General features: G+C 70.9%; 20 protein-coding genes. 11 read left to right on the top strand and 9 right to left on the bottom strand.

All coding sequences use genetic code 11. From position 1 onward, the window contains the following. The first annotated feature begins 2 nt into the window (after positions 1-2). Complete coding sequence (locus GTZ93_RS12100) at positions 3-803, top strand: ABC transporter permease subunit (RefSeq protein WP_120579436.1); 801 nt, start codon at positions 3-5, stop codon at positions 801-803. A 195-nt stretch (positions 804-998) separates the two neighbouring features. Next, the gene (locus tag GTZ93_RS12095; RefSeq protein ID WP_139921526.1) at positions 999-2042 is read left to right on the top strand and encodes an SPFH domain-containing protein; all 1044 of its coding nucleotides are present in this window, start codon (positions 999-1001) and stop codon (positions 2040-2042) included. A 68-nt stretch (positions 2043-2110) separates the two neighbouring features. On the opposite strand, the gene GTZ93_RS12090 is transcribed toward GTZ93_RS12095, so the two are convergent. Together GTZ93_RS12090 and GTZ93_RS12085 are read right to left on the bottom strand one after the other, a co-directional pair. Further along, positions 2111-2653: an FHA domain-containing protein gene (locus GTZ93_RS12090; protein ID WP_139921527.1), complete on the bottom strand. Its 543-nt coding sequence runs from the start codon at positions 2651-2653 to the stop codon at positions 2111-2113. 64 nt (positions 2654-2717) lie between these two features. After that, positions 2718-4451 (bottom strand): chromosome segregation protein SMC, encoded by a 1734-nt coding sequence (locus tag GTZ93_RS12085; protein ID WP_139921529.1) that lies wholly within the window; start codon positions 4449-4451, stop codon positions 2718-2720. 29 nt (positions 4452-4480) lie between these two features. Between GTZ93_RS12085 and epmA the strand changes: the two genes are divergently transcribed. The 3 genes from epmA to GTZ93_RS12070 are packed head-to-tail and all read left to right on the top strand — an operon-like array spanning position 4481 to position 6953. Continuing rightward, a complete protein-coding gene (gene epmA, locus GTZ93_RS12080) occupies positions 4481-5494 on the top strand; it encodes an EF-P lysine aminoacylase EpmA (RefSeq protein ID WP_139921531.1) in 1014 nt (337 codons plus the stop codon). Then, on the top strand, positions 5494-6231 hold the full coding sequence (locus GTZ93_RS12075) for a lysophospholipid acyltransferase family protein (protein WP_233597283.1): 738 nt from the start codon (positions 5494-5496) through the stop codon (positions 6229-6231). Before epmA ends, GTZ93_RS12075 begins: the two co-directional genes overlap by 1 nt. Further along, a complete protein-coding gene (locus tag GTZ93_RS12070; RefSeq protein WP_139923958.1) occupies positions 6228-6953 on the top strand; it encodes an inorganic pyrophosphatase in 726 nt (241 codons plus the stop codon). Before GTZ93_RS12075 ends, GTZ93_RS12070 begins: the two co-directional genes overlap by 4 nt. Positions 6954-7037: 84 nt before the next feature. On the opposite strand, the gene GTZ93_RS12065 is transcribed toward GTZ93_RS12070, so the two are convergent. Then, a complete protein-coding gene (locus tag GTZ93_RS12065; RefSeq protein ID WP_139923960.1) occupies positions 7038-7700 on the bottom strand; it encodes an MmcQ/YjbR family DNA-binding protein in 663 nt (220 codons plus the stop codon). 199 nt (positions 7701-7899) lie between these two features. On the opposite strand from GTZ93_RS12065, the gene GTZ93_RS12060 reads away from it, so the two are divergent. Together GTZ93_RS12060 and GTZ93_RS12055 are read left to right on the top strand one after the other, a co-directional pair. After that, the gene (locus GTZ93_RS12060) at positions 7900-9345 is read left to right on the top strand and encodes a nicotinate phosphoribosyltransferase (RefSeq protein ID WP_120579429.1); all 1446 of its coding nucleotides are present in this window, start codon (positions 7900-7902) and stop codon (positions 9343-9345) included. Between the two features lie 42 nt (positions 9346-9387). Continuing rightward, positions 9388-10356, top strand: a complete 969-nt coding sequence (locus GTZ93_RS12055; protein WP_139923764.1) for a cysteine hydrolase family protein — start codon at positions 9388-9390, stop codon at positions 10354-10356. A gap of 13 nt (positions 10357-10369) precedes the next feature. Here GTZ93_RS12055 and GTZ93_RS12050 read toward each other — a convergent pair whose 3' ends face one another. The 3 genes from GTZ93_RS12050 to GTZ93_RS12040 all read right to left on the bottom strand — a co-directional run bounded on the left by GTZ93_RS12050 (position 10370) and on the right by GTZ93_RS12040 (position 13461). Then, positions 10370-11485, bottom strand: coding sequence for a glycerate kinase (locus GTZ93_RS12050; RefSeq protein WP_139923766.1), 1116 nt, complete (start codon positions 11483-11485; stop codon positions 10370-10372). A gap of 82 nt (positions 11486-11567) precedes the next feature. Continuing rightward, positions 11568-12062: a YkgJ family cysteine cluster protein gene (locus GTZ93_RS12045; RefSeq protein ID WP_139923768.1), complete on the bottom strand. Its 495-nt coding sequence runs from the start codon at positions 12060-12062 to the stop codon at positions 11568-11570. Between the two features lie 64 nt (positions 12063-12126). Next, positions 12127-13461 carry a class I SAM-dependent rRNA methyltransferase gene (locus GTZ93_RS12040; RefSeq protein WP_186820049.1) on the bottom strand — a complete coding sequence of 445 codons (1335 nt, stop codon included), beginning with the start codon at positions 13459-13461 and terminating at the stop codon, positions 12127-12129. 110 nt (positions 13462-13571) lie between these two features. On the opposite strand from GTZ93_RS12040, the gene GTZ93_RS12035 reads away from it, so the two are divergent. Then, positions 13572-14072, top strand: a complete 501-nt coding sequence (locus GTZ93_RS12035) for a hypothetical protein (protein ID WP_139919715.1) — start codon at positions 13572-13574, stop codon at positions 14070-14072. 92 nt (positions 14073-14164) lie between these two features. After that, positions 14165-14731, top strand: a complete 567-nt coding sequence (locus GTZ93_RS12030) for an FxsA family protein (RefSeq protein ID WP_139919716.1) — start codon at positions 14165-14167, stop codon at positions 14729-14731. Here GTZ93_RS12030 and GTZ93_RS12025 read toward each other — a convergent pair. Next, positions 14703-16691, bottom strand: a complete 1989-nt coding sequence (locus GTZ93_RS12025) for a FecR domain-containing protein (RefSeq protein ID WP_139919717.1) — start codon at positions 16689-16691, stop codon at positions 14703-14705. The genes GTZ93_RS12030 and GTZ93_RS12025 overlap by 29 nt on opposite strands. Next, complete coding sequence (locus GTZ93_RS12020) at positions 16678-17346, bottom strand: RNA polymerase sigma factor (protein WP_121754983.1); 669 nt, start codon at positions 17344-17346, stop codon at positions 16678-16680. The genes GTZ93_RS12025 and GTZ93_RS12020 overlap by 14 nt, the downstream gene beginning before the upstream one ends. Before the next feature lie 235 nt (positions 17347-17581). Here GTZ93_RS12020 and GTZ93_RS12015 point away from each other — a divergent pair, with 235 nt between their 5' ends. Further along, the gene (locus GTZ93_RS12015) at positions 17582-18790 is read left to right on the top strand and encodes a Dickkopf N-terminal cysteine-rich domain-containing protein (protein ID WP_139919718.1); all 1209 of its coding nucleotides are present in this window, start codon (positions 17582-17584) and stop codon (positions 18788-18790) included. A gap of 17 nt (positions 18791-18807) precedes the next feature. Here GTZ93_RS12015 and GTZ93_RS12010 read toward each other — a convergent pair whose 3' ends face one another. Next, positions 18808-19794: a class I SAM-dependent methyltransferase gene (locus GTZ93_RS12010; protein ID WP_121780931.1), complete on the bottom strand. Its 987-nt coding sequence runs from the start codon at positions 19792-19794 to the stop codon at positions 18808-18810. Between the two features lie 51 nt (positions 19795-19845). Between GTZ93_RS12010 and GTZ93_RS12005 the strand changes: the two genes are divergently transcribed. Continuing rightward, positions 19846-20607 (top strand): crotonase/enoyl-CoA hydratase family protein, encoded by a 762-nt coding sequence (locus tag GTZ93_RS12005; protein WP_139919719.1) that lies wholly within the window; start codon positions 19846-19848, stop codon positions 20605-20607. The last annotated feature ends 9 nt before the right edge of the window (positions 20608-20616 follow it).

The raw sequence follows: 20616 nt of genomic DNA, 5'->3' as shown, positions 1-20616 counted from the left end.
GCATGGCCTTCCGGCCGCGACGCGCGTTGGCGGTGTTCTGGAAGGACTGGCTGGACCTGCGCAAGAACGTGGGCCTGCTCGTGTCCATGGCGGTGCTGCCGCTGGTGATGGTGACGGTGCCCATCGGCGTGGTGTGGACGTACGTGCGGCAGCCGGACCACTCGGACCTGCGCACGGTGGCGCTCTTCTACGACCCCACGCTGCCCCTGGGTGCGAGCGCGGCGCGCTTCCTCGTCGACAAGTCGCTCACCGACTGGTTCGGCATGTTCCTGGTGATGCCCGTCTTCATCCCCATCCTCATCGCGTCCCAGAGCGTGGCGGGGGAGAAGGAGCGCCGCACGCTGGAGCCGCTGCTCGCGTCGCCCGTGTCCGCGGCGGAGCTGGTGGCGGGCAAGTGCCTGGCCGCGCTGGTTCCCGCGGTGGTGCTGACCTGGGTCGCCTTCGCGCTGTTCTGCGTGGGCGTGGACTGGGTGGCGTGGCCGCTGGTGGGCGCGCCGCTGATGCCCAATGCGTTGTGGGGCTTTGGCGTGTTCGTGCTCGCGCCGCTGTTCGCCTTCTTTGGCAACGGCGTCGCGGTGCTCATCTCCGCCCGGGTGAGCGAGGCGCGCATGGCGCAGCAGCTGGCCGCGCTGGTGGTGCTGCCGCTGGTGGGGCTGGTGGGAGGCCAGGTGGCCGGCGTGCTCAAGGCGGGCCCGGGGTATTACGCCATCCAGGGCGCGGTGGTGCTGGTGCTGGACTTCATCCTGCTGGCGGCCAGCATCCGGTTCCTGGACCGGGAACGTCTGGTCAGCCGCTGGGGTTGAGTCACTGGCGGGTTGGAGAGTGGACTGCCAGGGGGCCGGCCGGACGGGCAGGCGCCCGTGAAGCTGTTATGTTCCGGGCAGGATGCCGGGGGAAGCGCACTGGCGCTTTCGCGTCGGCGGCCCCGCATTTAGGGGATGGGGTTACGAAGCTTTGAAGACCTGCCGCCCAGGCGGCCACGGAGGCGCTGAACAGACATGGGGATCTTCGACAGCATCAAGGGCGAGGCGCAGCGGAACTTCATCGCCCGCGCGGACAGCGCGAAGGGTGAGATCGTCTACAAGTATCCGGAGAAGAACGTCCGGATGAAGACGCAGCTCACCGTGGACGCGGATGAGGTGGCGCTGTTCGTCAAGGACGGCAAGGTGGAGGGGAAGCTGGGGCCCGGCCGCCACACCCTGGACACCAACAACATCCCGTTCCTGTCGCGCCTGCTGGAGAGCTTCACCGGCGGCAACATGTTCATGGCGGAGATCTTCTTCGTCTCCAACCGTGAGCACACGGGCGTGAAGTTCGGCGGCCCCATTGGCGACGTGCGCGACCCGGAGACGGGCCTGGGCATCGGCACCATGGTGTACGGCGACTTCTCCATCCGCGTGACGGAGCCGGAGAAGCTCGTGGTGGGCCTGGTCGGCATGGGCCGCGCCACCAACGAGGAGTTCCTGGGCTGGTTCAAGGGCCAGGTGCTCAAGGTGACGCGCGACCGCACCGCCGAGCTGCTGGTGAAGAAGAAGTGGCCGCTGCTGGACGTGACGAGCGGCGCCTACGTGGAGGAGATGGAGCAGGAGATCCTCGCCGGCCTGAAGCCGCACGTGGACTCCTACGGCCTCACCATCGTCCGCATGGGCAACTTCGTCGTCAGCATCAAGCCCGAGGACGAAGTCACCCTGAAGAAGCTGTCCAAGGACGTCGCGTACTCGCGGCTGGCGGGCGGCTTCCAGCAGTACGCGCAGGGCCAGGCGATGCTCGGCGCGTCCGAGGGCATGGCCAAGGGCGGTGGCGGATCCGACGGCGCCATGCAGGGCATGGGCATGGGCATGGGGTTCGGCATGGCGCAGATGTTCGCCAACCAGCAGAACAACCAGCAGCAGCGCCCCGCGGAGCCCGCGCAGGCGGCCGCTCCCGCGGACACGCGCAGCCCGGCTCAGCGGCTCAAGGAGATCAAGGAGCTGAAGGACGCGGGTGTGCTTTCCGACGAGGAGTACGCCGCCAAGCGCGCGGAGTTGATGAAGCTGCTGTAGTCCCGCTGCTTTCGCGCTGACGCATGAGGGCCCTGTCTCCTGCTTGGGAGGCGGGGCCTTCGCGCGTTTCAGGGGGCGGGCGTGCCCGGCACTGCGAGGCGCAGCTGTTCGTGCAGCGTCTCCGCGCGCAGGTAGAGGAACTGCACGTCGCCGAAGGCCAGCGTGGCGCCGTCGTGGAGCATCACCTGGGCCTTGAAGCCCAGGGGCGCGCCGTTGATGAAGGTGCCGTTCATGGACTGGGCGTCGCGCACGGAGAAGTCCCCGGCGCCCGCGTTCCAGCGCAGGGTGGCGTGGTGCTGGGAGACGGAGGGATCCGGCACCATCAGGTCGCACGCGTCGGTGCGGCCCACGGTGAACTCCTCGCCGTCCTGGTTCGGCTGGAGGAAGTGCACCTCCAGGTTGTCGAAGTCGCGCAGCATGGCGAGCAGCCGCTCCTCCATGCGCGAGCGGTGCGCCATCCCCACCGTGCGCATGCCCACCATGCCCGGGGCCACCACGGCCTTGAAGGCGGCGTCCACGGGCTGCTGGATGAGGGCGATAGCGCCGGACGCGGCCCGGAAGGACTCCAGCGAGGCGCCCGCGAAGGGACGGAGCTGATTCACGGACACCATGGCCCTGGACCCTACGTGCAACCGGCGGGGACGGGAAGGGCCCGGTGGGGCGTGGAGGCCATGCCTACGAGGCCAGCGGCGTGGCCTGGGCCCGGGGCATCTGGGGCACCGGGGCCGGCGCCGGTGCCGGCGGTGGGGCCGGCTGCGCGGGCGTGTCGTCCAACCGGCGCAGGTCCAGCTTCATGGGCACCTGGAGCGTGGTGCTCAGCCGCAAGAGCAGCACGTCCGGCGCGAGGCCGTTCTCGCCAATCGCCTGCGTCACCTCGCGCGCGGAGGGCGCGGTGCCCCGGGCCCAGAGCTCCTTGAGGAACGCGCCCGCCTCCGGTGCGTGCCACCACGCCGGGCCGAAGCGCGCCTTCAGCTGCCCCTGGAGCTGCCCCGCCAGGAACCACGCCCGGAAGCTGTCCGCGGACTGGTAGAAATCCTCCTGGTCCACGAGGTAGCGCTCCACGTCGTCCGCGGTCATGGGCATGGCGCCCGTGCGCGCCATCAGCGCGCGGTACAGCTCGCGCGGATCCACGTCCGTGCGGCGGTGCAGCTCCAACTGGTAGAGCAGCCGGCCCGCCGCGTGGCGGATGAGGTACAGCTTGTGCGCGCTGGAGGTCGCCAGGTACTGGGCGCGCTTGTCGGCATCCCCCAGCACTCCCGCGTTCTCCTCCAACCACACCGGGTCCTCCAGCAGGTCCTCGAAGAGCGCGGAGTACGCCTCGCCCACGGTGGGGTTCCCCAGCCGCGCGAGCTCGAAGCGCTGCTCCTGCGTGAAGGCCATGTGCAAGAGGTGCCCCACCTCATGCAGCACGCGGCCCTGGTGCAGCACGCCCGTGCCCGGCTTGAAGGACAGCCTCACGTCGGACGGCACCTTCACCGACAGCGCCAGCGGGCGCGGGTTCTTCCGCGGCAGGTCGCGCGCGTCCACCTTCACGTTGGGCAGCGCGTTCAGGTCGATGCCCAGCCCCGCCACCGTGGCCTGCGCCTTCGCCAGCGACTCGCCCTTGGGGAACGCGTCCTCCACCTCGCGCGAGCGGAACAGGCGCGGGATGTCCGCGCGGGTGATTTGCGCGAAGGGCAGCCCCAGCTCGCGCTGGGAGAGCCGCTCCATCACCAGCCGGTACGGCTCCTGCGTGGCCTGGAGCACTTCTTCCGCCAGCTGCGCCAGCCGCTCCAGGTCCGCCTGCCGCAGCTCGCTGCCGAAGGCCTCGTAGGACTCGAAGCCCATCTGCTGCACCAGCTCGCGGGTGCGTGACTCGCGGCGCAGCAGCGTCTGGTTGAGGCGGGTGAGCGCGGGCGTGGCCGCCGCGTAGAGTGCCTTGCGCCTGAGGGCGCTCTTCTCGTTGGCGAGCAGCCGCTCCAGGTCGTGGTAGCGCACCTCGCGCCCGTCCACGTTCATCTTGAGGGACGCTTCCAGGTTGGCGGAGGCGTCGTTGTGCTCGGCCAGCTCGCGCGACAGGAACTCACCGGCGAAGTGCCCGTGGAGCGCGGTGAGGGCGCGCAGCTCGCGCGGGTCCTTGGTCAGGTGCCGCAGCCGGTCGATGCGCCGCAGGTTCTCCAGGCTGAAGAGCGCCTGCTTGCCGCTGTAGGTGGCGGCGATGTCCACCGGTTTGCCCTCCGTCCAGAAGTCCCAGACGAGCCGGTGCTGCTCCTCCAGGAGGAGGGCGGCCTCCGTGGACAGGGCGTTCACTTCGCCGGTCAGCAGTTCTTCCTCGCTGGGAGGGGGGACCACCACCGGGGGCGGCGCCTTGTGACAGGCGCTCAGCAAACACATGGCGGCGGCGAGGAGGGACGGAATCCTTGGGGACATGGGCCGCCCATGTTACTTCCGACCCGCCGATGCCCAACGTAAACCCATGGCGAGCGGCCCGAGGGCGCCAGGGCCTCTACTCCGCCCTGCGACAGTTCTTCGCTGGCCAGGGTTACCTGGAAGTGGAGACGCCGTTGCTCGTGCCCACTCCCGGCATGGAGCCGTACATCTCCGCCTTCGAGACGCCCTTCGTCCCGGAGACGGACCTGGGCAAGGCCCGCACGCTCTACCTGCACACCAGCCCCGAGTACGCGATGAAGCGCCTGCTCGCGCAGGGCGCGGGGCCGCTGTTCCAGATCTGCAAGGTGTTCCGGAACGGCGAGGTATCCCAGACGCACAACCCGGAGTTCACGCTGCTGGAGTTCTACCGGCCGCACGCGGACTACCACGCCATCATGGACGACCTGGAGGGCGCGCTGGCGGCGGCGGGCCGGGTGGCGGCGGACGCGAAGGAGGGTGAGCCCGGCGCGGACCCCGCCTTCTTCACGCGCACGCCGTACGAGCGCGTGACGGTGCGGGACGCGGTGCTGCGCGCCACGGGCGTGGACATCCACGTGCACTCGGATGGCGCGTCGCTCAAGCGGGCCGCGGACGCCGTGGGCGTACACACCGGGAGCTCCACGTCCTTCGACGACGTCTTCTTCCACCTCTTCCTGGAGCGGGTGGAGCGGGGGCTCGGCCACGAGCGGCCCACCTTCCTCATCGAGTACCCCGCGTCCATGGCGGCGCTGTCCCGGCTGAAGCCCGGCGACGGCCGCGTGGCGGAGCGGGTGGAGCTGTACGCGAAGGGGCTGGAGCTGGCGAACGGCTTCTCCGAATTGACGGACGCGGTGGAGCAGCGCGCGCGGCTGGTGGAAGAGCAGGAGCTGCGCCGCAAGCTGGGCCGCGCCGTGTATCCCCTGGACGAGCGCTTCCTGGAGGCGGTGGGCCGCATGCCGCCGTCCGCGGGCATCGCCGTGGGGCTCGACCGAATCCTGATGCTGCTGCTCGGGGTCCAGCGCATCGAGGACGTCCTCCTGTTCCCCGCACACGGGTTCGTCTGATGCTCAAGGTGCTCCAGACGGTGTTCGCTGGCACGGCCACGGTGGGTCTCACGGGCGTGACGTCCGCGGCGGTGACGCTGCTGTCCGGGTTGGATCAGCACCCGGCGGCGGACAAGGTGCTGCGCGCGTGGGCCCTCTCGGGGCTGGCGTCCGCGGGGGTGCGGCATGAGGCCTTCGGCCTGGAGAACGTCCCCCGCGAAGGCAACGTCGTCTTCGTGAGCAACCACCAGTCGCACTTCGACGCGATGGTGAACTTCGCGCACATCGACAAGCACACGCGCTATGTCGCCAAGGCGGAGCTCTTCAAGGTGCCGGTGTTCGGCCGGGCCTTGCGCGTCGCGGGCAACATCCCCGTGCAGCGCACCGGCGGCGCGAATGACCGGGCCCGGCTCCAGGAGGCCGTGACGGCGCTGCGCGAGCGGGTCAGCGTGCTGTTCTACGCGGAGGGCACGCGCAGCCCGGACGGCGAGCTGAGGCCCTTCAAGAAGGGCGCCGCCACGCTGGCCATCCAGGCGCAGGTCCCCGTCGTCCCCATGGCCGTCGCCGGCACCCGGCTCATCCTCCCCAAGGGCGGGCGGGCCATCCAGTGGGGCCAGCGGGTCGCGTTGGTGGTGGGCAAGCCCGTGCCCACCGAAGGGCTGACGTTGGATGACCGGGATACCCTTACCCGCCGCCTGGAAGAGGCGGTGGCAGGGCTGTACGCCGAGGCGCGCGAGCGCTCGGGAGACCTTTCATGAAGAAGAGCACCCAGACCCAGTCGCAGGCCCACCCCTGGCATGGCATCTCGCCCGGGCCGGAGGCTCCTGAAGTCGTCACCGCGTACATCGAGATCGTCCCCACGGACGCCGTGAAGTACGAGATGGACAAGGAGTCCGGCATCCTGATGCTGGACCGGCCCCAGCGCTTCAGCAGCCAGTGCCCCACGCTCTACGGCTTCATCCCGCGCACGTACTGCGGCGAGCAGGTGGCGAAGCGCTGCGCGGAGCGCACCGGCCACAAGGACATCACCGGCGACGGGGACCCCATCGACATCTGCGTGCTGACGGAGAAGGTCGTCTCCAACGGCAACCTGCTGGTGCACGCGGTGCCCGTGGGCGGCTTCCGCATGGTCGACGGCAACGAGGCCGACGACAAGATCATCGCGGTGCTGGAGTCGGACCTCGTGTACGGCGAGCTCCAGTACATCGCGCAGCTGCCGCGCCCGCTGCTGGATCGCCTGAAGCACTACTTCCTCACCTACAAGCAGATTCCGGGCGAGGGAAAGCGCAGCGTGGAGATCGCGGAGGTCTACGACCGGCAGGAGGCGCTGGAGGTCATCCGCCGCAGCATGCGCGACTACGACAAGCTCTTCGTGGAGCCGGAGGCGAAGCCCGCGAAGAAGTCCGCGCCGGCCGCGCGCCGCAAGATGTCCGTGGCGAAGGCGGCGGCCAAGGGCCGCGGCAACCGGAGCGGGAAGTAGCCGCTTCCTGAAGTCACGACGCGCGGGAAGGGCAGGGCCCCGAAGGGCCCTCTTCCTTTCACGCGTGGGCCGTGTGGGGCCCGCCTACGAGCGGCGGGCGCGCTTGGGCGCGGAGCTGGCGGCGCGCTTGCCCCGGGCCGGAGCGGGGGCCTTGCGAGCCGTCTTGGCCTTGGCGGCGGAGGCCGTCTTCGCCACCTTCTTGGAAGCCTTCTTCGCCACGGTCTTCACGCGGGCGGCGGCCTTCTTGGCCACGGCCTTCACCTTGCTCACGACCTTCTTCGCGGCCTTCTTCGCCGGGGCCACGGCCTGGCGTACGGAGGGCTTCTTGCCCGCGGCGGCCTTCTTGGCCGGCTTCGAGGCGGGGCCGGGGACGGCGGTGCCCCGGGCGGGGAGCTGGTCCACGAGCTTCTTCGGCGCGATGGCGCGGTAGCTCTCGTCGATCCACGCCTTGATGACGGGCACCGGCACCTGCGAGGCCTCGTCGAAGTGGGCGGTCACCCAGCCGCTCTTTCCCAGGCCGTACTCGGTGGGCTCGGTGAAGGGCAGCGTGAGCGCGGCGTCCTTGGAGTCGGGCAGCTTGGCGGAGAGGTTCAGCTTCTCGCCGTCGACGGTCATGAAGAGGAAGGTCTTGTCATTGACCTTCATCGCGCGGTGGCCCCAGGGGAAGTCCTCGTGGGCGCCGGGGTAGCTCATCGCATGTTCGCGCAGTACCGCTTCGACCTTCTGCGTCTCGTTCTCTGCGGGCATGGGCACCTGGCTTCGTTGTGGGTCGTGACAGCTTAACCGCACCTGTCGCATCCAGCGTATTCCCCAATGTGTCGGTTGCTGACGGAAAGACGGGTGACGGGTCACCCGTGGTTTCCCGCATCCGTCGGAGCCCTTGGTCCTAGGTACGGGGTGGGGGGCACGCATAGTCTCGCGGTCAACGATAAGGAGTCGCTTCCCGATGCCCCAGTCCCTGCTCGCCACGGATGGCTACAAGTTCAGCATGGCGGAGGCCGGCTGGCCCCTGCGGAAGGAAACGTTCTACTACTCGCATCGCAAGGGCGGGCCCCAGGTGATGCCGCTGGACCTGGCGGCCTGGGTGAAGAACCTCCTGCCGGAGCCGCAGCCGGACGACTACGCGTTCCTCGCCCGCCACGACTACGAGATGGGCGTGGGCTTCAAGGCGGCCATCCTGCGCAAGGCGCAGCTGTCCGTGCGAGCCATTCCGCGGGGCGCGCTGTTCCTGCCGCGCGAGCCCATCCTCACCATCACGGGGCCCTCCGCGCTGGTGTCCTGGCTGGAGCCGATGCTGTTGCAGCTCAACTACCGCGTCCAGGTGGCCACGCAGGCGCTGCAGGACCGCGAGGCGCTGGCCCGGACGCTGGCCACGGTGACGTGCGAGGAGGAGAAGCGCATCGCCCTGGAGACGCTGGACCAGGTGGGTGTGCGGGCCGTGTCCATCCAGGTGGACCCGGAAGGTTACGTGCGGCGGGTGCGGGCGCAGGTGCAGGAGCTGGTGGACGTCGTCGAGGACCCTTCGCGCATCTTCGAGGTGGGCCTGCGCGCGGCGACCTGTCTGGAGCAGCACGAGCTGGCCCTGCGCGCGTGCCAGGAGGCGGGCGTGCAGCGCACGAGCAACGTGGAGGGCGCGCGCGTGCTGGGCATGATTCCCGTGGGCACCATGGGCCACGAGCACGTGCAGCGCTACGGCTCCGACGACGCGGCCTACCGCGCGATGCACGAGCGCCGGCCGCAGCGCTCCAGCTACCTGCTGGACACCTTCGACACGCTGACGTCGGGCATCCCCGCGGCGTTCAAGCTCATCGCGGAGGAGCCGCAGGGCGGGGACTCCATCCGGTTCGACTCCGGGAACAAGAAGCTCCAGTACCTGTACGCGGTGACGCGCGCGCGCGACCTGGGCATCAAGCCGGTCATCATCCTGGAGGACGGCCTGGACGCGCAGATGACGCGCGAGTTCGAGGAGCTGCGCAAGCAGGTGGGCTGGGAGCCGACGACGCAGTTCTACGGCTACGGCGGCCACATCGTGGCGCGCACCATGTTCCATGCGCTGACGCGCGACCGGGTGGCGGCCATCTACAAGCTGTCGTGCTCGGGCGCGACGCCGGTGATGAAGTTCGGCAACGAGCTGGCGGAGGGCAAGCAGAGCGTGCCCGGGACGCCCATCGTCTTCCGCCGCCGCACGGGCACGGGGCCGCTGGGGCTGGTGGGGCAGGCGGGGGAGGCGACGCCCCAGGGCTACTTCCCGCTGATGGAGGCGGCCCCGTCCATGCCGACGCTGGTGGGGACCGAAGGCCTGACGCCGGAGGAACAGCGCATCGGCTACACTGCCACCACGCAGGCGCTGGTGGAGTCCATCACCCGGCGCCACTTCCCGCAGGGCCGCTGACGCCAAGGGCGCGGCGGCGCTGACGGGCCTGGAGAGCACGTCATGCCGCTGCCGCTTCCCCGGTTCCACGACGACGCACGTGTCGGCCAGCTCTACCTGGAGCGCGTGGCGGAGGTCTCCCAGGAGGCCGGGCGCTACGCCGCCGAGCACCGCGTGCGTCCGGCCCGGGAGGACAAGGTCCGCATCGCCGCGTTCGGCATCGACGCGCAGGTGGGCTTCTGCACCCCGGGCGCGAGCCTCTTCGTCCCGGGCGCGGTGGAGGACACGCAGCGCACGCTGCGCTGGCTGTACGCGCACCTGGACCGGCTGACGGGGCTCGTCTTCTCGCTGGACACGCACCGCGCCTTTCAAATCTTCCATCCGGCCTGGTGGAAGGACGCGGAAGGGCGTCCGCCCGCGCCCATGACGGTCATCACCGTGAAGGACGTGCGGGAGGGCCGCTGGCGTGCGACGCGCCATCCGGAAGAGAGCCTGGCGTACTGCGAGGGGCTGGAGGCGAGCGGCCGGTACGTGCTGACCATCTGGCCGTACCACGCGCTGCTGGGCGGGCAGAGCCACGCGCTGGTGCCCGCGATGTACGAGGCGAGCCTCTTCCACGCGCTGGTGCGGGACACGCCCACGCACTTCGAGCTGAAGGGCGAGCACCCGCTGACGGAGAACTACTCCGTGATGGCGCCGGAGGTGACGGAGGTGAAGGGCCAGCGCGTGGGCGAGTTCAACGCGCGGCTGATGGAGCACCTGCTGACGTTCGACCGCGTGTACGTCTTCGGGCAGGCCAGCTCGCACTGCGTGCTGTCCACGCTGCGCGACCTGCGGCAGTACCTGGAGCGCACGGACCGCTCGAAGCTTGGGAACATCTACATCCTGGAGGACGCGATGAGCCCCGTGCCCGCGCCTCCGTTGGAGCCACTGCCTCCGGCGCTGGACTTCCCGCGCCTGGCGAAGGAAGCGCTGGCGGGCTTCAAGGCCGCCGGGATGCAGGTGGTGCGGACGACGGATCCGATTCCGTAGAGCTGCGCTGTCGCTACCGGCCCAGGTGCGCGAGCGCCCACTTCGCGGTGGCGTCGCGCAGCGTCTCCCTGGCGGTGGCGCCGGGGCGGGCCTGTCCGTTCAGCTCCACCACGTCGCGGAAGAGGGACAGCTCCGGTCCGTTGTCCCGCTGCACGACACCCGCGAAGAGCACCACGTGCGTGCCCTGCGCGCGCGCCAGCCTGGCGAGCGCCACGGGGCCCTTGCCCATGGACGTCTGCCGGTCGAAGCGGCCTTCGCCCGTGAGCACCAGGTCCGCGAGCAGCACGCGCCGCTCCATCCCCAGCGCCCGCGCCACCAGGTCATACCCGGACGTGAGCTTCCCGCCTCCGAGCGCCGCGAGTCCGTAGCCCAGGCCGCCCGCCGCGCCCGCGCCCGGGAGGTTCGCGGCGTCCTCGTCCACGATGCGGCAGAACGTGGCCAGCGCCGTCTCCAACTCCTCCACCGCCGCCGCGTCCGCGCCCTTCTGCGGACCGAAGAGGCGCGCGGAGCCGTCCGCGCCCAGCAGCGGCGTCGTCACGTCCGTGGCGATGAGCAGCTCCACCTGCTCCAGGCGCGGGTGCTTGCCGCTCGCGTCCACGCGCGAAAGCCTGGCGAGGCTCGCGCCCCCCGGCGGAAGCGGCGCTCCGTCCGCGTCCAGGAAGCGGAAGCCCAGCGCCTCCAGCGCGCCCTTGCCGCCATCCGTGGTGGCGCTGCCGCCCAGTCCGACGATGAGCCGCTCGCATCCCGAGTCCAGCGCCGCGCGCAACAACTCCCCCGTGCCGTGCGTGCACGCGGCCCGCGCGTCCCGTTGGCTCTGCGGCACCAGCGCGAGCCCCGAGGCCTGCGCCATCTCCACCACCGCCGTGCGCCCGTCATCCAGCCACGCCCAGCAGGCGTCCACCGGCGCGCCCATGGGGCCGCGCACGATGAGCTTGCGGCGCTCGGCCCGAGGCGTGCCCACGAGCAGCGCGTCCAGCGTGCCCGGGCCTCCGTCCGCGAGCGGCGCCACGTCCAGCACCACGTCCAGCGAGGCCTGCCGCAGCCCCTCCGCCATGGCGTCCGCGGCTTCGGCCGCGCTCAAGGTGCCCTTGAACTCCTGGGGCGCAAGCAGCCAGCGAGGGGGAATCATGCTCGGGCACCTACGGGCTTGGACCGCGCGGACACGGGGGGACTCCGGTGGGCGCTCCGCCACCGCGTCTGCAGCATGGACGTCATCGTTCCTCCCGGGCCGGGGCGGTACTGACCCCGGCATACCATTCCAGGAGGGGACGTGGCCCCTGCAGCGACGGCATCACGCGTTGTGAAATCCGCTCCAACCGCAGGAGGAGCTTGGACACCTCGTCCGACGGCTGCCGGACGGGGCCCTGGATGCGCTGACAGAAGAACGTGCGGCACCCGAACGGCCGGTCCGCGTACACGGTGCAGCGCAGGCCCGCGGCGTCCAGATAGGGGCAGGCGCCGTCGGCGCGAGGGGACGGGAGGGGCTTGCTGCGCTTGAGCAGCTCCCACTCCGGGAGCCACAGCCAGGGCTGGCGCTTCGTGACGGCCAGCTGGCAGCACTCACCGCTCGCGGGGCACGAATACGGGGCATACGCCTCGTCCGCCTGGCGGTAGACGGTGCGTGTCTCCTGGAGGGCGCGCTCCAACGCCCGCGTCCCGGACGCGGGGGTCTCGTCGTCTGCGTCGTCCCAATCCCGGCGCGCCATGACTGAACCGTTCCCGCACGTCGGGGTCCGCTCGATGGACCCCTTGGATGGGTCCTACCCTATCTCACAACATGCGCAGGACGAAACATTTGAGGTAGCGCGTCTCGCGCAGGTTGAGGAGGACGGGGTGGTCGCGGCCGGCGCCGCGGCGCTCGATGATCTGCACCCGGCGCTTCGCGTCCGAGGCCGCGGAGGCGAGCATCTCCTCGAAGCCCTGCTCATCCACGTGGTACGTGCAGCTCGCGGTCACCAGGATGCCGCCGGGGCGCAGGAGCTGGAAGGCGCGCAGGTTGAGCTCCTTGTAGCCGCGCAACGCCGCTGGAATCGCGTCCTTGTTCTTCGCGAAGGAGGGCGGATCCAACACGATGGTGTCGTAGCGCTTGCCCTCGTCCACCGCGTCGCGCAGGAAGTCGAACGCGTTGGCCGTCACGACCTCCAGGTTGGAGAGCTTGTTGGACTGGGCGTTGTCGCGCAGCTGCGCGGAGGCGGACTCCGAAATCTCCACCGCCGTGACGTGCTTGGCGCGCGTGGCCAGCTGGAGCGCGAACCCGCCCACGTAGCTGAAGCAGTCCAGCGCCTCGCCGAAGGCGTAATGCGCCGCCATCACGTGGTTCTCACGCTGGTCCAGGAACGCGCCCGTCTTCTGCCCTTCCAGCAGGTCCGCGCGCATGCGCACCAGGCCCTCGTCGAAGGACACGGGGCCCGGCGGCAGCGCGCCGCGCAGCAGGCCCTTCTCCGGGAGGAGGCCCTCCAGGTGGCGTACGCTCACGTCGGAGCGGTTGACCATGCCCTTCGGGTGGAACTGCTCCTCCAGCAGGTCCGCGATGAGCGCCTTGCGCTGCTCCATGGCGGGGACCAGGAACTGCACGCTCAGGTAGTCGCCGTAGCGGTCCACCACGAGCCCGGGCAGGCCGTCCGCCTCGCCGTGCACCAGCCGGTACGTCGTCTCGCCGGGAAGCGCCAGCTTGCGCAGCGCTTCGGCGGACTGGAGACGCTGACGGAAGAAGTCCACGTCCACCGCGACGTCGTCGTTGGTGAGCCAGCGCAGCGAAATCTTGGACTGCTTCGAATAGAAGGCCTTGCCCATGAACCAGCCGCGGCCGTCCACCACGCGCACGACTTCACCGCCCTGGAGGCCGGGGTCGCCGTTGAGGTCCGCGCGGTAGATCCACGGCGGGCCCGCGAGCCACCGGTCGGAGCCGCGGCGCAGGAGCATCACCTGGGGCGTGCCGTCCGGGCCCAGCTCTGGCGACGTGCGGTCCGGCCGGAGCTTCTCCGGGCGATGGCCGTGCTTCTCCGGGCGCTGGCCGGGCTTCTCCGGGCGCTGGCCGGGGTTGCCGCCGCGTCCGGGGGGAGGGGAGCCGGGCCGGCCAGAGCGGGGGGGAGAGGTGGGCTTCATCGAGGCGTCTCGGGGGGAAAGAGGCGGGAGCAACCGCGCGGCGTATACTCGCAACCCACGTGAGTTACGAGTTGGTCCTTCAGGCGCGGACCCAAGGCGCCCCCTTCGACATGGCCCGGGTGGACGCCCTGCTGGCGGCACGCCCGGGGACCGACCGCCCGGACGGTGTGCGCGAGTGGGAGCTGGGGGTGGGCACCGTGGAGGTGCTGCCCCTGCGCGACGGCAAGCGGGTGGTGGGCGCGGAGCTGCGCGTGCCGCTGGTGGACGGTGAAGAGCTCATCCGCGAGGTCCTCACGGAGGCCGCCGGGCTGGCCCACCAGGCTCAGCTCCGGCTATTCGACCCGCAGCTGGGAGAGGTCCTCACGGGCTCCGCCACGGAGCGGGTGGTCGAGCAGTACCTGCGCACGGAGCACTACCGGCGCACCGCGAAGCCCATGGAGATTACCCCCGGCCTGGCGGAGGCAATGGACCGGGCCGAGCGGGTGCAGTCGCTGGGCCTGCCGTCCGAGCGCATGTCGCTATCGTCGCGGCTGGTGCTCTTCGCGGTGGGCGGCTTCGCGCTCCTCTTCTTCGTGATGCGCTTCCTGATGGAGAAGCTCAACGGGGAGTGAGCCGGGGGGCGCCGGGGACCCTGGAGGGAGGAAGACACGGTGTGTCCTGCCGGCAATGAGCGCTGGAGTGAATCTGGCGTTAACGTGCCAGCGTGCTCAAGGCCCTCGTCATCGTCTGCATCCTGTTGCCCCTGGCGGAGCTGTACCTGCTGATTACCCTGGGGCATCACATCGGGTTGGGGTCCACGCTCGCGCTGCTGGCGGTCTCCGCCGTGCTGGGGAGCCTCATCGCCCGGAGGCAGGGCGAGAAGGTATTCCGCAACTGGCGCGAGGCCATGGCCGGCGGCGGCGTGCCCGAGGAGGGCCTGCTCAACGGCGTGCTGGTGATGGTGGGCGGCGCGCTGCTCATCGCGCCTGGGTTCATCTCGGACCTGATGGGGCTCTCGCTGATGGTGCCGCCGGTGCGCCGCTGGGTGACGGCGCGGGTGCGGCGCTCGCTGGAGAAGACGCTGCGGTCGGGCACCGTGCGGTTCACGCAGGTCGGGCCTGTTCCGGGAGTGGATCCGTTCGAGGAAGCCCGGCGCTTCGACGAGCAGGAGACGCCCGCGAAGGTGGAGCCCTCGCCCTCGGAGGAAGGCCCCACCGCCTTCCGCCGCCCCCGGAGCGAAGGGGGCGAGGTGGACGCGGAGTTCACCAGCGACGAGGAACCCCGGGGCTGACGGGCACGCGCTGGGGTGAGCCGTTCCAGCGAGGTGTCACGGGCGTGGGAGCCGGCATGGGCGCGGGGGTCTTCGCGGGGGCGCCGGGCTCGGGTTCGGCGGACATGCCCAGGGCGATGCGGGCCTCGGTGGCGTAGCGGCCGTTGGGGAACTCGCGGAGGTACTGGCGGAACTCGTCCTCCGCGTCCGCGGGCAGGTGCTGCCTGTTGAGGCAGCGGCCGCGCAGGATGCGGGCCTGTTCGCGGTGGTTCGTGCGAGGGCTGGCGGCGGCGATCTCCCCCAGTCCCACGAGGAACTGCCCGCACGTGGTGGGGGCCGTCTGCACCTTGGCGTAGCCGAGGAAGCGCTCGTCGGAGTCGTCCGACATCAGTCCGCCCGGAACGAGCGCCCCCAGCGTCTTGCGCTTGCGCGGCTCCGTGGGCGTGGCCGGAGCCATGGAGGGAGCCTGCACGGCGCCCGGCACGGGCGCGGAGGACGCGAGCGAACCCGCTGAAGCGCCAGGGTAGGGCGCGAAGTCGTCGGACGGGGTGGGCTCGCGCGGATGCACGGCCTGGGGAATCTCCGTGTTGGGCGCGTGCGCCTGGGCCAGGGCCTCGCCAGGCGAGGGCACCGCGGGGGCCTGGGCGACGGCGGTGCGAGGCGCCTCGGGAGCCGGAGCATCAGGCGTCTTCTGGGCGACGGCCTGCGACGGCGCGGCGTTGTTCTCCCCGGGCTGAGCCTCGGGCGCCTTCTGCGCGACGGCCTGCGACGGCGAGGCCTTGTTCTCCCCGGGCGGGGTGCCGGGCGTGTTCTGGGCGACGGCCTGCGACGGCGCGGCGTTGTTCTCCTCGGACGGAGTGCCGGCCGCGGGCGTGCGCGCCTCCGAGGGCGTGTCGCGGGTGGCAACGGACGGGCTCACTTCGACGCGCGACGGTCCCTTCTTCGCGGGCACGACGCTTGCGACCACGGCACCGGGCTCCGCGGCCCGCAGGTCCCGGAACGCCTGCCGGTCTCCGGCGGAGAGCGCGCGAGGCTTCAACGTTTTACCCGTGCCCGCGAGTTCCACGCGCTCGCCCGCGTCCACGAAGCGCGGAGGCTGACCCTCCGCGTCCACGCGCACGCGCCCTTCGAGCACCGCCACCGCGGCTCCGGCCGCCGTGCGCTCCACGGAGAAGACCGTCCCCACGACGGACACCCGCAGGCCCGCCGACTCCACGAGGAACGCGTCGCGCCGCGCATGCGAGGCATTCACGGACAGCCGTCCCTGCTGGACGGTCAGGTGCACGGCGTTCGACTCCGCGCGGGCAAACACCACGTCCGAGCCCGCCGACAGACGCACGCGGCTCTCATCCGGAAGCCGCAGCACGGCCGACGCCTTCGGAGGCGTCCGCACCGCCATGCCCGAGCGCAGCCGCATCCCGGCCGCCAGCGCATGTTCCGCACCGGTGGCCTCCCGCACCACCGCGCCGGTGACACGCTCCGCCTCCGTGGTGGACGCAGCCTCCGAATGAGCCGCGACCGCTTCCTGCTTCGCGGGCGCCACCTCTGGACGGGCCGCGACCGCTTCCTCCGTCGGAGCGTGGGAAGCCCCCGTGCCGGCAACCGCCTCCGAAGGAGGCGTCCGCACCGCGACGGGCGTCGTGTCCCCGTCCTGCTTCCAGCGCGCCCCACCCAGCCACACCACCAGCGCGACGGCGCAGGCCCCCGCGAGCGTCATCGCCCAGGGCGACATGAACCGCCGCTCGGGCACCGCCATCCGCTTCGCCGCGGCCGCCTTCAGCTTCGCCCCCGTCTCCTCCCACCGCACGGAGGGCTCCTCGGAGCGCGCCGTGTGCAGCATCGCCCGGGCCTCCACCACGCGCTTCCACTCCGCCTCGCACGCGGCGCACTCCGCCACGTGCGCCTCCACCCGGGCCTTGCCGGCGGCATCCAGCTCGCCCGCGGCCAGCGCCCATAGGGCCTGTGTCTCATGACCGGCCATGGGAACCTCCCACCGGCCGGGCGACGACCAGACGCTGCATGGCTTCGGTGAACTCCAATCTCGCGTGGTGCAGGCGGCTGCGCACGGTGTTGGGAGAGCTTCCCACGGCGAGGGCAATCTCGTCCGGGCTCATGCCGCACAGCTCGGCGTAGACGAAGACGATGCGCTTCTTGGGCTTGAGCTTCTCCAGCGCCGCCTCCACCAGCCGGGCGGCCTGACGACGCTCCGCGGCGCGCTCCGGGTCCTCCCCCGTCGCCACCATCTCCGGCGGGTCCGCGAAGGAGTCCTCCGGCCGGCGCCGCTTCCACCTCAGATGGCTGAGCGCCACGTTGGCGCACACCCGATAGAGGAACGTCTTGAAGCGAGACTCCCCCCGGAAGCCCTTCACCGCCGTGAGCAGCCGCAGGTAGGTTTCCTGAAGGAGGTCATCCACCTCCACGCGGTTTCCCACCAGGTGGCGCAGGGTGCGCGCCGCGTCCAGCTTGGTGGCCTCGTAGAGCTGCTCGAAGGCGGTCAGGTCCCCCTGCTGGACCCGCTGGACCAGGAGCCGCAGGCGGGCCTCGTCCGCGGAAGCCGGGCCACGCGCGTCCGCCACGTCCACGCCGGACTCCGGCGGGACCGCGGACGCCCACGTGCGCGCTCCTCGGCTGAACACCAGGCCTTCTCCTTCAGGGCGACGCCGGACGTCCCCTTCCTCCAGGAACGCCCTCCAGTCTGTAGTGGTGGTCCAGACGAGCACACTGCCTCCGTGCCCCTGGGTCTCCGGAGAGACGAAAAAAGATCAAAATTATTTGATCAATCTGGCCCCCTCTTGCGTCGAAGGCTCTCGAAATCGGATGACCCCCCCGGTGGCCGGTCCGGACCCATCCCCTTATTTGGAGCCCCCACTCATGAGGAACATCACGCTTCGCGGCACATTGGTCGTGCCGTTCCTTGCGCTGTTAGGCCTGCTGTCGGGTTGCATCCTGGAGACGAACGGCGGCGGGTACTGGCCCGACGACGACTACGACTCCAGCTACGGCTGCTCCACCACGTCCGACTGCGGCTCGAACCAGTACTGTCACTCCGGTAGCTGCTGGGACCTGAACTCCGACTCCAAGAACTGCGTCTACTCCAGCGAGTGTCCCGGCACGCAGATGTGCATCAACGGCTGGTGCGCCCAGTCGTGCTACCGCGACTCGGAATGTGGCGCGGGCGGCCGCTGCAAGGACAACTTCTGTACCTCCTCCGGCACCAAGCCGGACGCGGGCACCACGGACGGCGGCACCAAGCCGGATGCCGGCACCAAGCCGGACGCGGGCTCGGACGGCGGCACCAAGCCGGACGCGGGCTCGGACGGCGGCACCAAGCCGGACGCGGGCTCCGACGCCGGCACCGCGGTCTGCCGGGTCAACTCTGACTGCGGCGCGGACCACTACTGCATCAACGGCGCGTGCCGTCAGCAGTGCGACAGGGACGACAAGTGCGGCCCGGGTGGCCTGTGCGTCCAGGGCCTGTGCCAGAAGCCGCCGACGGACCCGAACGCGTGCACCACGGAGGCCCAGTGCCCCTCGGGCCGCGACTGCGTGAACGGCCAGTGCCGCGCGCCGTGCTCCTCCACGACGGAGTGCTCGGCGGACACCAAGTGCGAAGTGGGCTACTGCCTGCCCATTCCGTCCGGCGGCCAGTGCACGGCGAACTGCGAGTGCCCGGCGGGCCAGGTCTGCAACAGCGGCCAGTGCAAGTCGCCGCAGCCGGACCCGGGCCAGGCGTGCCTCGCCAACTGCGACTGCCCCTCCGGTCAGGTGTGCACGAGCGGCTACTGCAAGGCGCCGGTGCCGGACGCGGGCTCGGGCAGCAACTGGTCCTGCACGGTGAACTGCGAGTGCCCGTCCGGTGAGGTCTGCACCAGCGGCAAGTGCAAGCTGCCTCCGCCGCAGCCGTCGAACGACGCGGGGACGTCCGGCACCGTGTGCCGCGCCAACTGCGAGTGCCCGGCGGGCCAGGCCTGCAACAGCGGCCAGTGCAAGCCGGTGAACCACGGCTCCGGCAAGGTCTGCCAGGCCAACTGCGAGTGCCCGTCCGGCGAGCGCTGCCAGGACAACGTCTGCTGGCTGTAGCCGTCAGCGGCTGAAGCTCACCGCGAGGGGGCCACCATGCGCCAGCATCGGTGGATCTCCTTGCGGTGGAAGTCCTCGGGGATGGAGCGGGGGGTGATTTCCTCCACCTGCGCCATGTCCCGGGTCGCGGAGTCCTTCAGTTCGAAGCCCAGGAAGTTGGTGGAGAAGTAGAGGACGCCTCCGGGGGCCATGAGCGCCCGGAGGTGTTCCATCATCCGCACGTGGTCGCGCTGCACGTCGAAGTTCCCCGACATCTTCTTCGACGTGGAGAACGACGGCGGGTCGCAGACGATGAGGTCGTACTTGTCGTCCCCGTGCTTCGCCTGGTCCTCCAGCCACGCCTTCGCGTCCGCGCGGATGAGCACGTGGCGCGGATCCGCCAGGCCGTTGAGGACCAGATTGTCCTCCGCCCAGTCCAGGTACGTGTTGGACAGGTCCACGCTCACGCTGCCCGCCGCGCCGCCCGCCGCCGCGTACACGGTGAACGCGCCGGTGTACGCGAAGAGGTTGAGGAAGTGCTTCCCCTTGGCCTCGCTGCGCACGCGAGCGCGGGTGTTGCGGTGGTCCATGAAGAGGCCGGTGTCCAGGTAGTCGCCCAGGTTCACCCAGAACTTGAGGCCCTGCTCCTCCACCACCAGCCGTTCGCTGCCCTCTCCCACGCGGCCGTACTGTGAGCGGCCCCAGGGCTGGGGCGTGTGCGTCTTCACGGACGTACGCTCGGGCGGCACGCCCAGCACGGCGGTGACGGCGGCGAGCACTTCCGCGCGGTCCGCGTCCGCGTTCGCGCCCTTCGCGTGGGCCTTGCGGCGCGGGAACTCCACGACGTGGGCGTGGTCGCCGTAGAGGTCCACGGCGTAGGAGTACTCGGGGATGTCCCTGTCGTAGACGCGGAAGGCGGTGAGCCCCTGCGCGCGGGCCCACTTGCGCAGGCGCTTCGCGTTCTTGCGCAGGCGGTTCTCGAACATGCCCGCGCCCTGCGTCTCCTGATTGCCTTCGTCCGCCATGGCTCCCCTCATATTGCAGGCCGCCCCGGGGGCGGGGGAAAACCACGGCCCATGAGCGTGCGCGTCGAGAAGAACGGCCCCGTCACCACCGTCATCCTCCACCGGCCGGAGGTCCGCAACGCGGTGGATGCCGACACGGCGCGCGAGCTGGCGGACGCCTTCCGTGCCTTCGACGCGGACCCCGACGCGCGCGTGAGCGTCCTGTACGGCGACGCGGGCACCTTCTGCGCGGGCGCGGACCTGAAGGCCGTGTCGGAAGGGCGCCTGCTGCGCCTGGAGCCGGACGGCGACGGGCCCATGGGGCCTTCGCGCATGCGCCTGTCCAAGCCCGTGGTGGCGGCCATCAGCGGCCACGCGGTGGCGGGTGGCCTGGAGCTGGCGCTGTGGTGCGACCTGCGCGTGGCGGAGGAGGACGCGGTGCTGGGCGTCTTCTGCCGGCGCTGGGGCGTGCCCCTCATCGACGGAGGCACCGTGCGCCTGCCCCGGCTGATTGGCCTGTCTCGCGCCCTGGACCTCATCCTCACCGGCCGCCCCGTGTCGTCTGCCGAGGCGCTGGGCATGGGCCTGGTCAACCGCGTGGTGCCGAAGGGCGAGGCCCGGAGCTCCGCGGAAGCGCTGGCCGCTCAAATCGCCGCCTTCCCGCAGGCCTGCATGAACGCGGACCGGGCTTCCGCCTACGCCCAGGGCGACCTGGCCTTCGAAGACGCGATGCGCCAGGAGTTCCAGGGCGGGGTGCAGGTGCTCCAGTCGGAGTCCATCCCGGGGGCCACGCGCTTCGCGAAAGGCGCGGGCCGGCACGGCCGCTTCGAGTAGGACGACTCC

Origin of the sequence: Corallococcus exiguus (assembly GCF_009909105.1) — a bacterium.
Lineage (GTDB): Bacteria > Myxococcota > Myxococcia > Myxococcales > Myxococcaceae > Corallococcus > Corallococcus exiguus.
The sequence above is the reverse complement of the archived record's forward strand: the minus strand, read 5'-3'. Positions and strand labels throughout refer to the sequence as shown.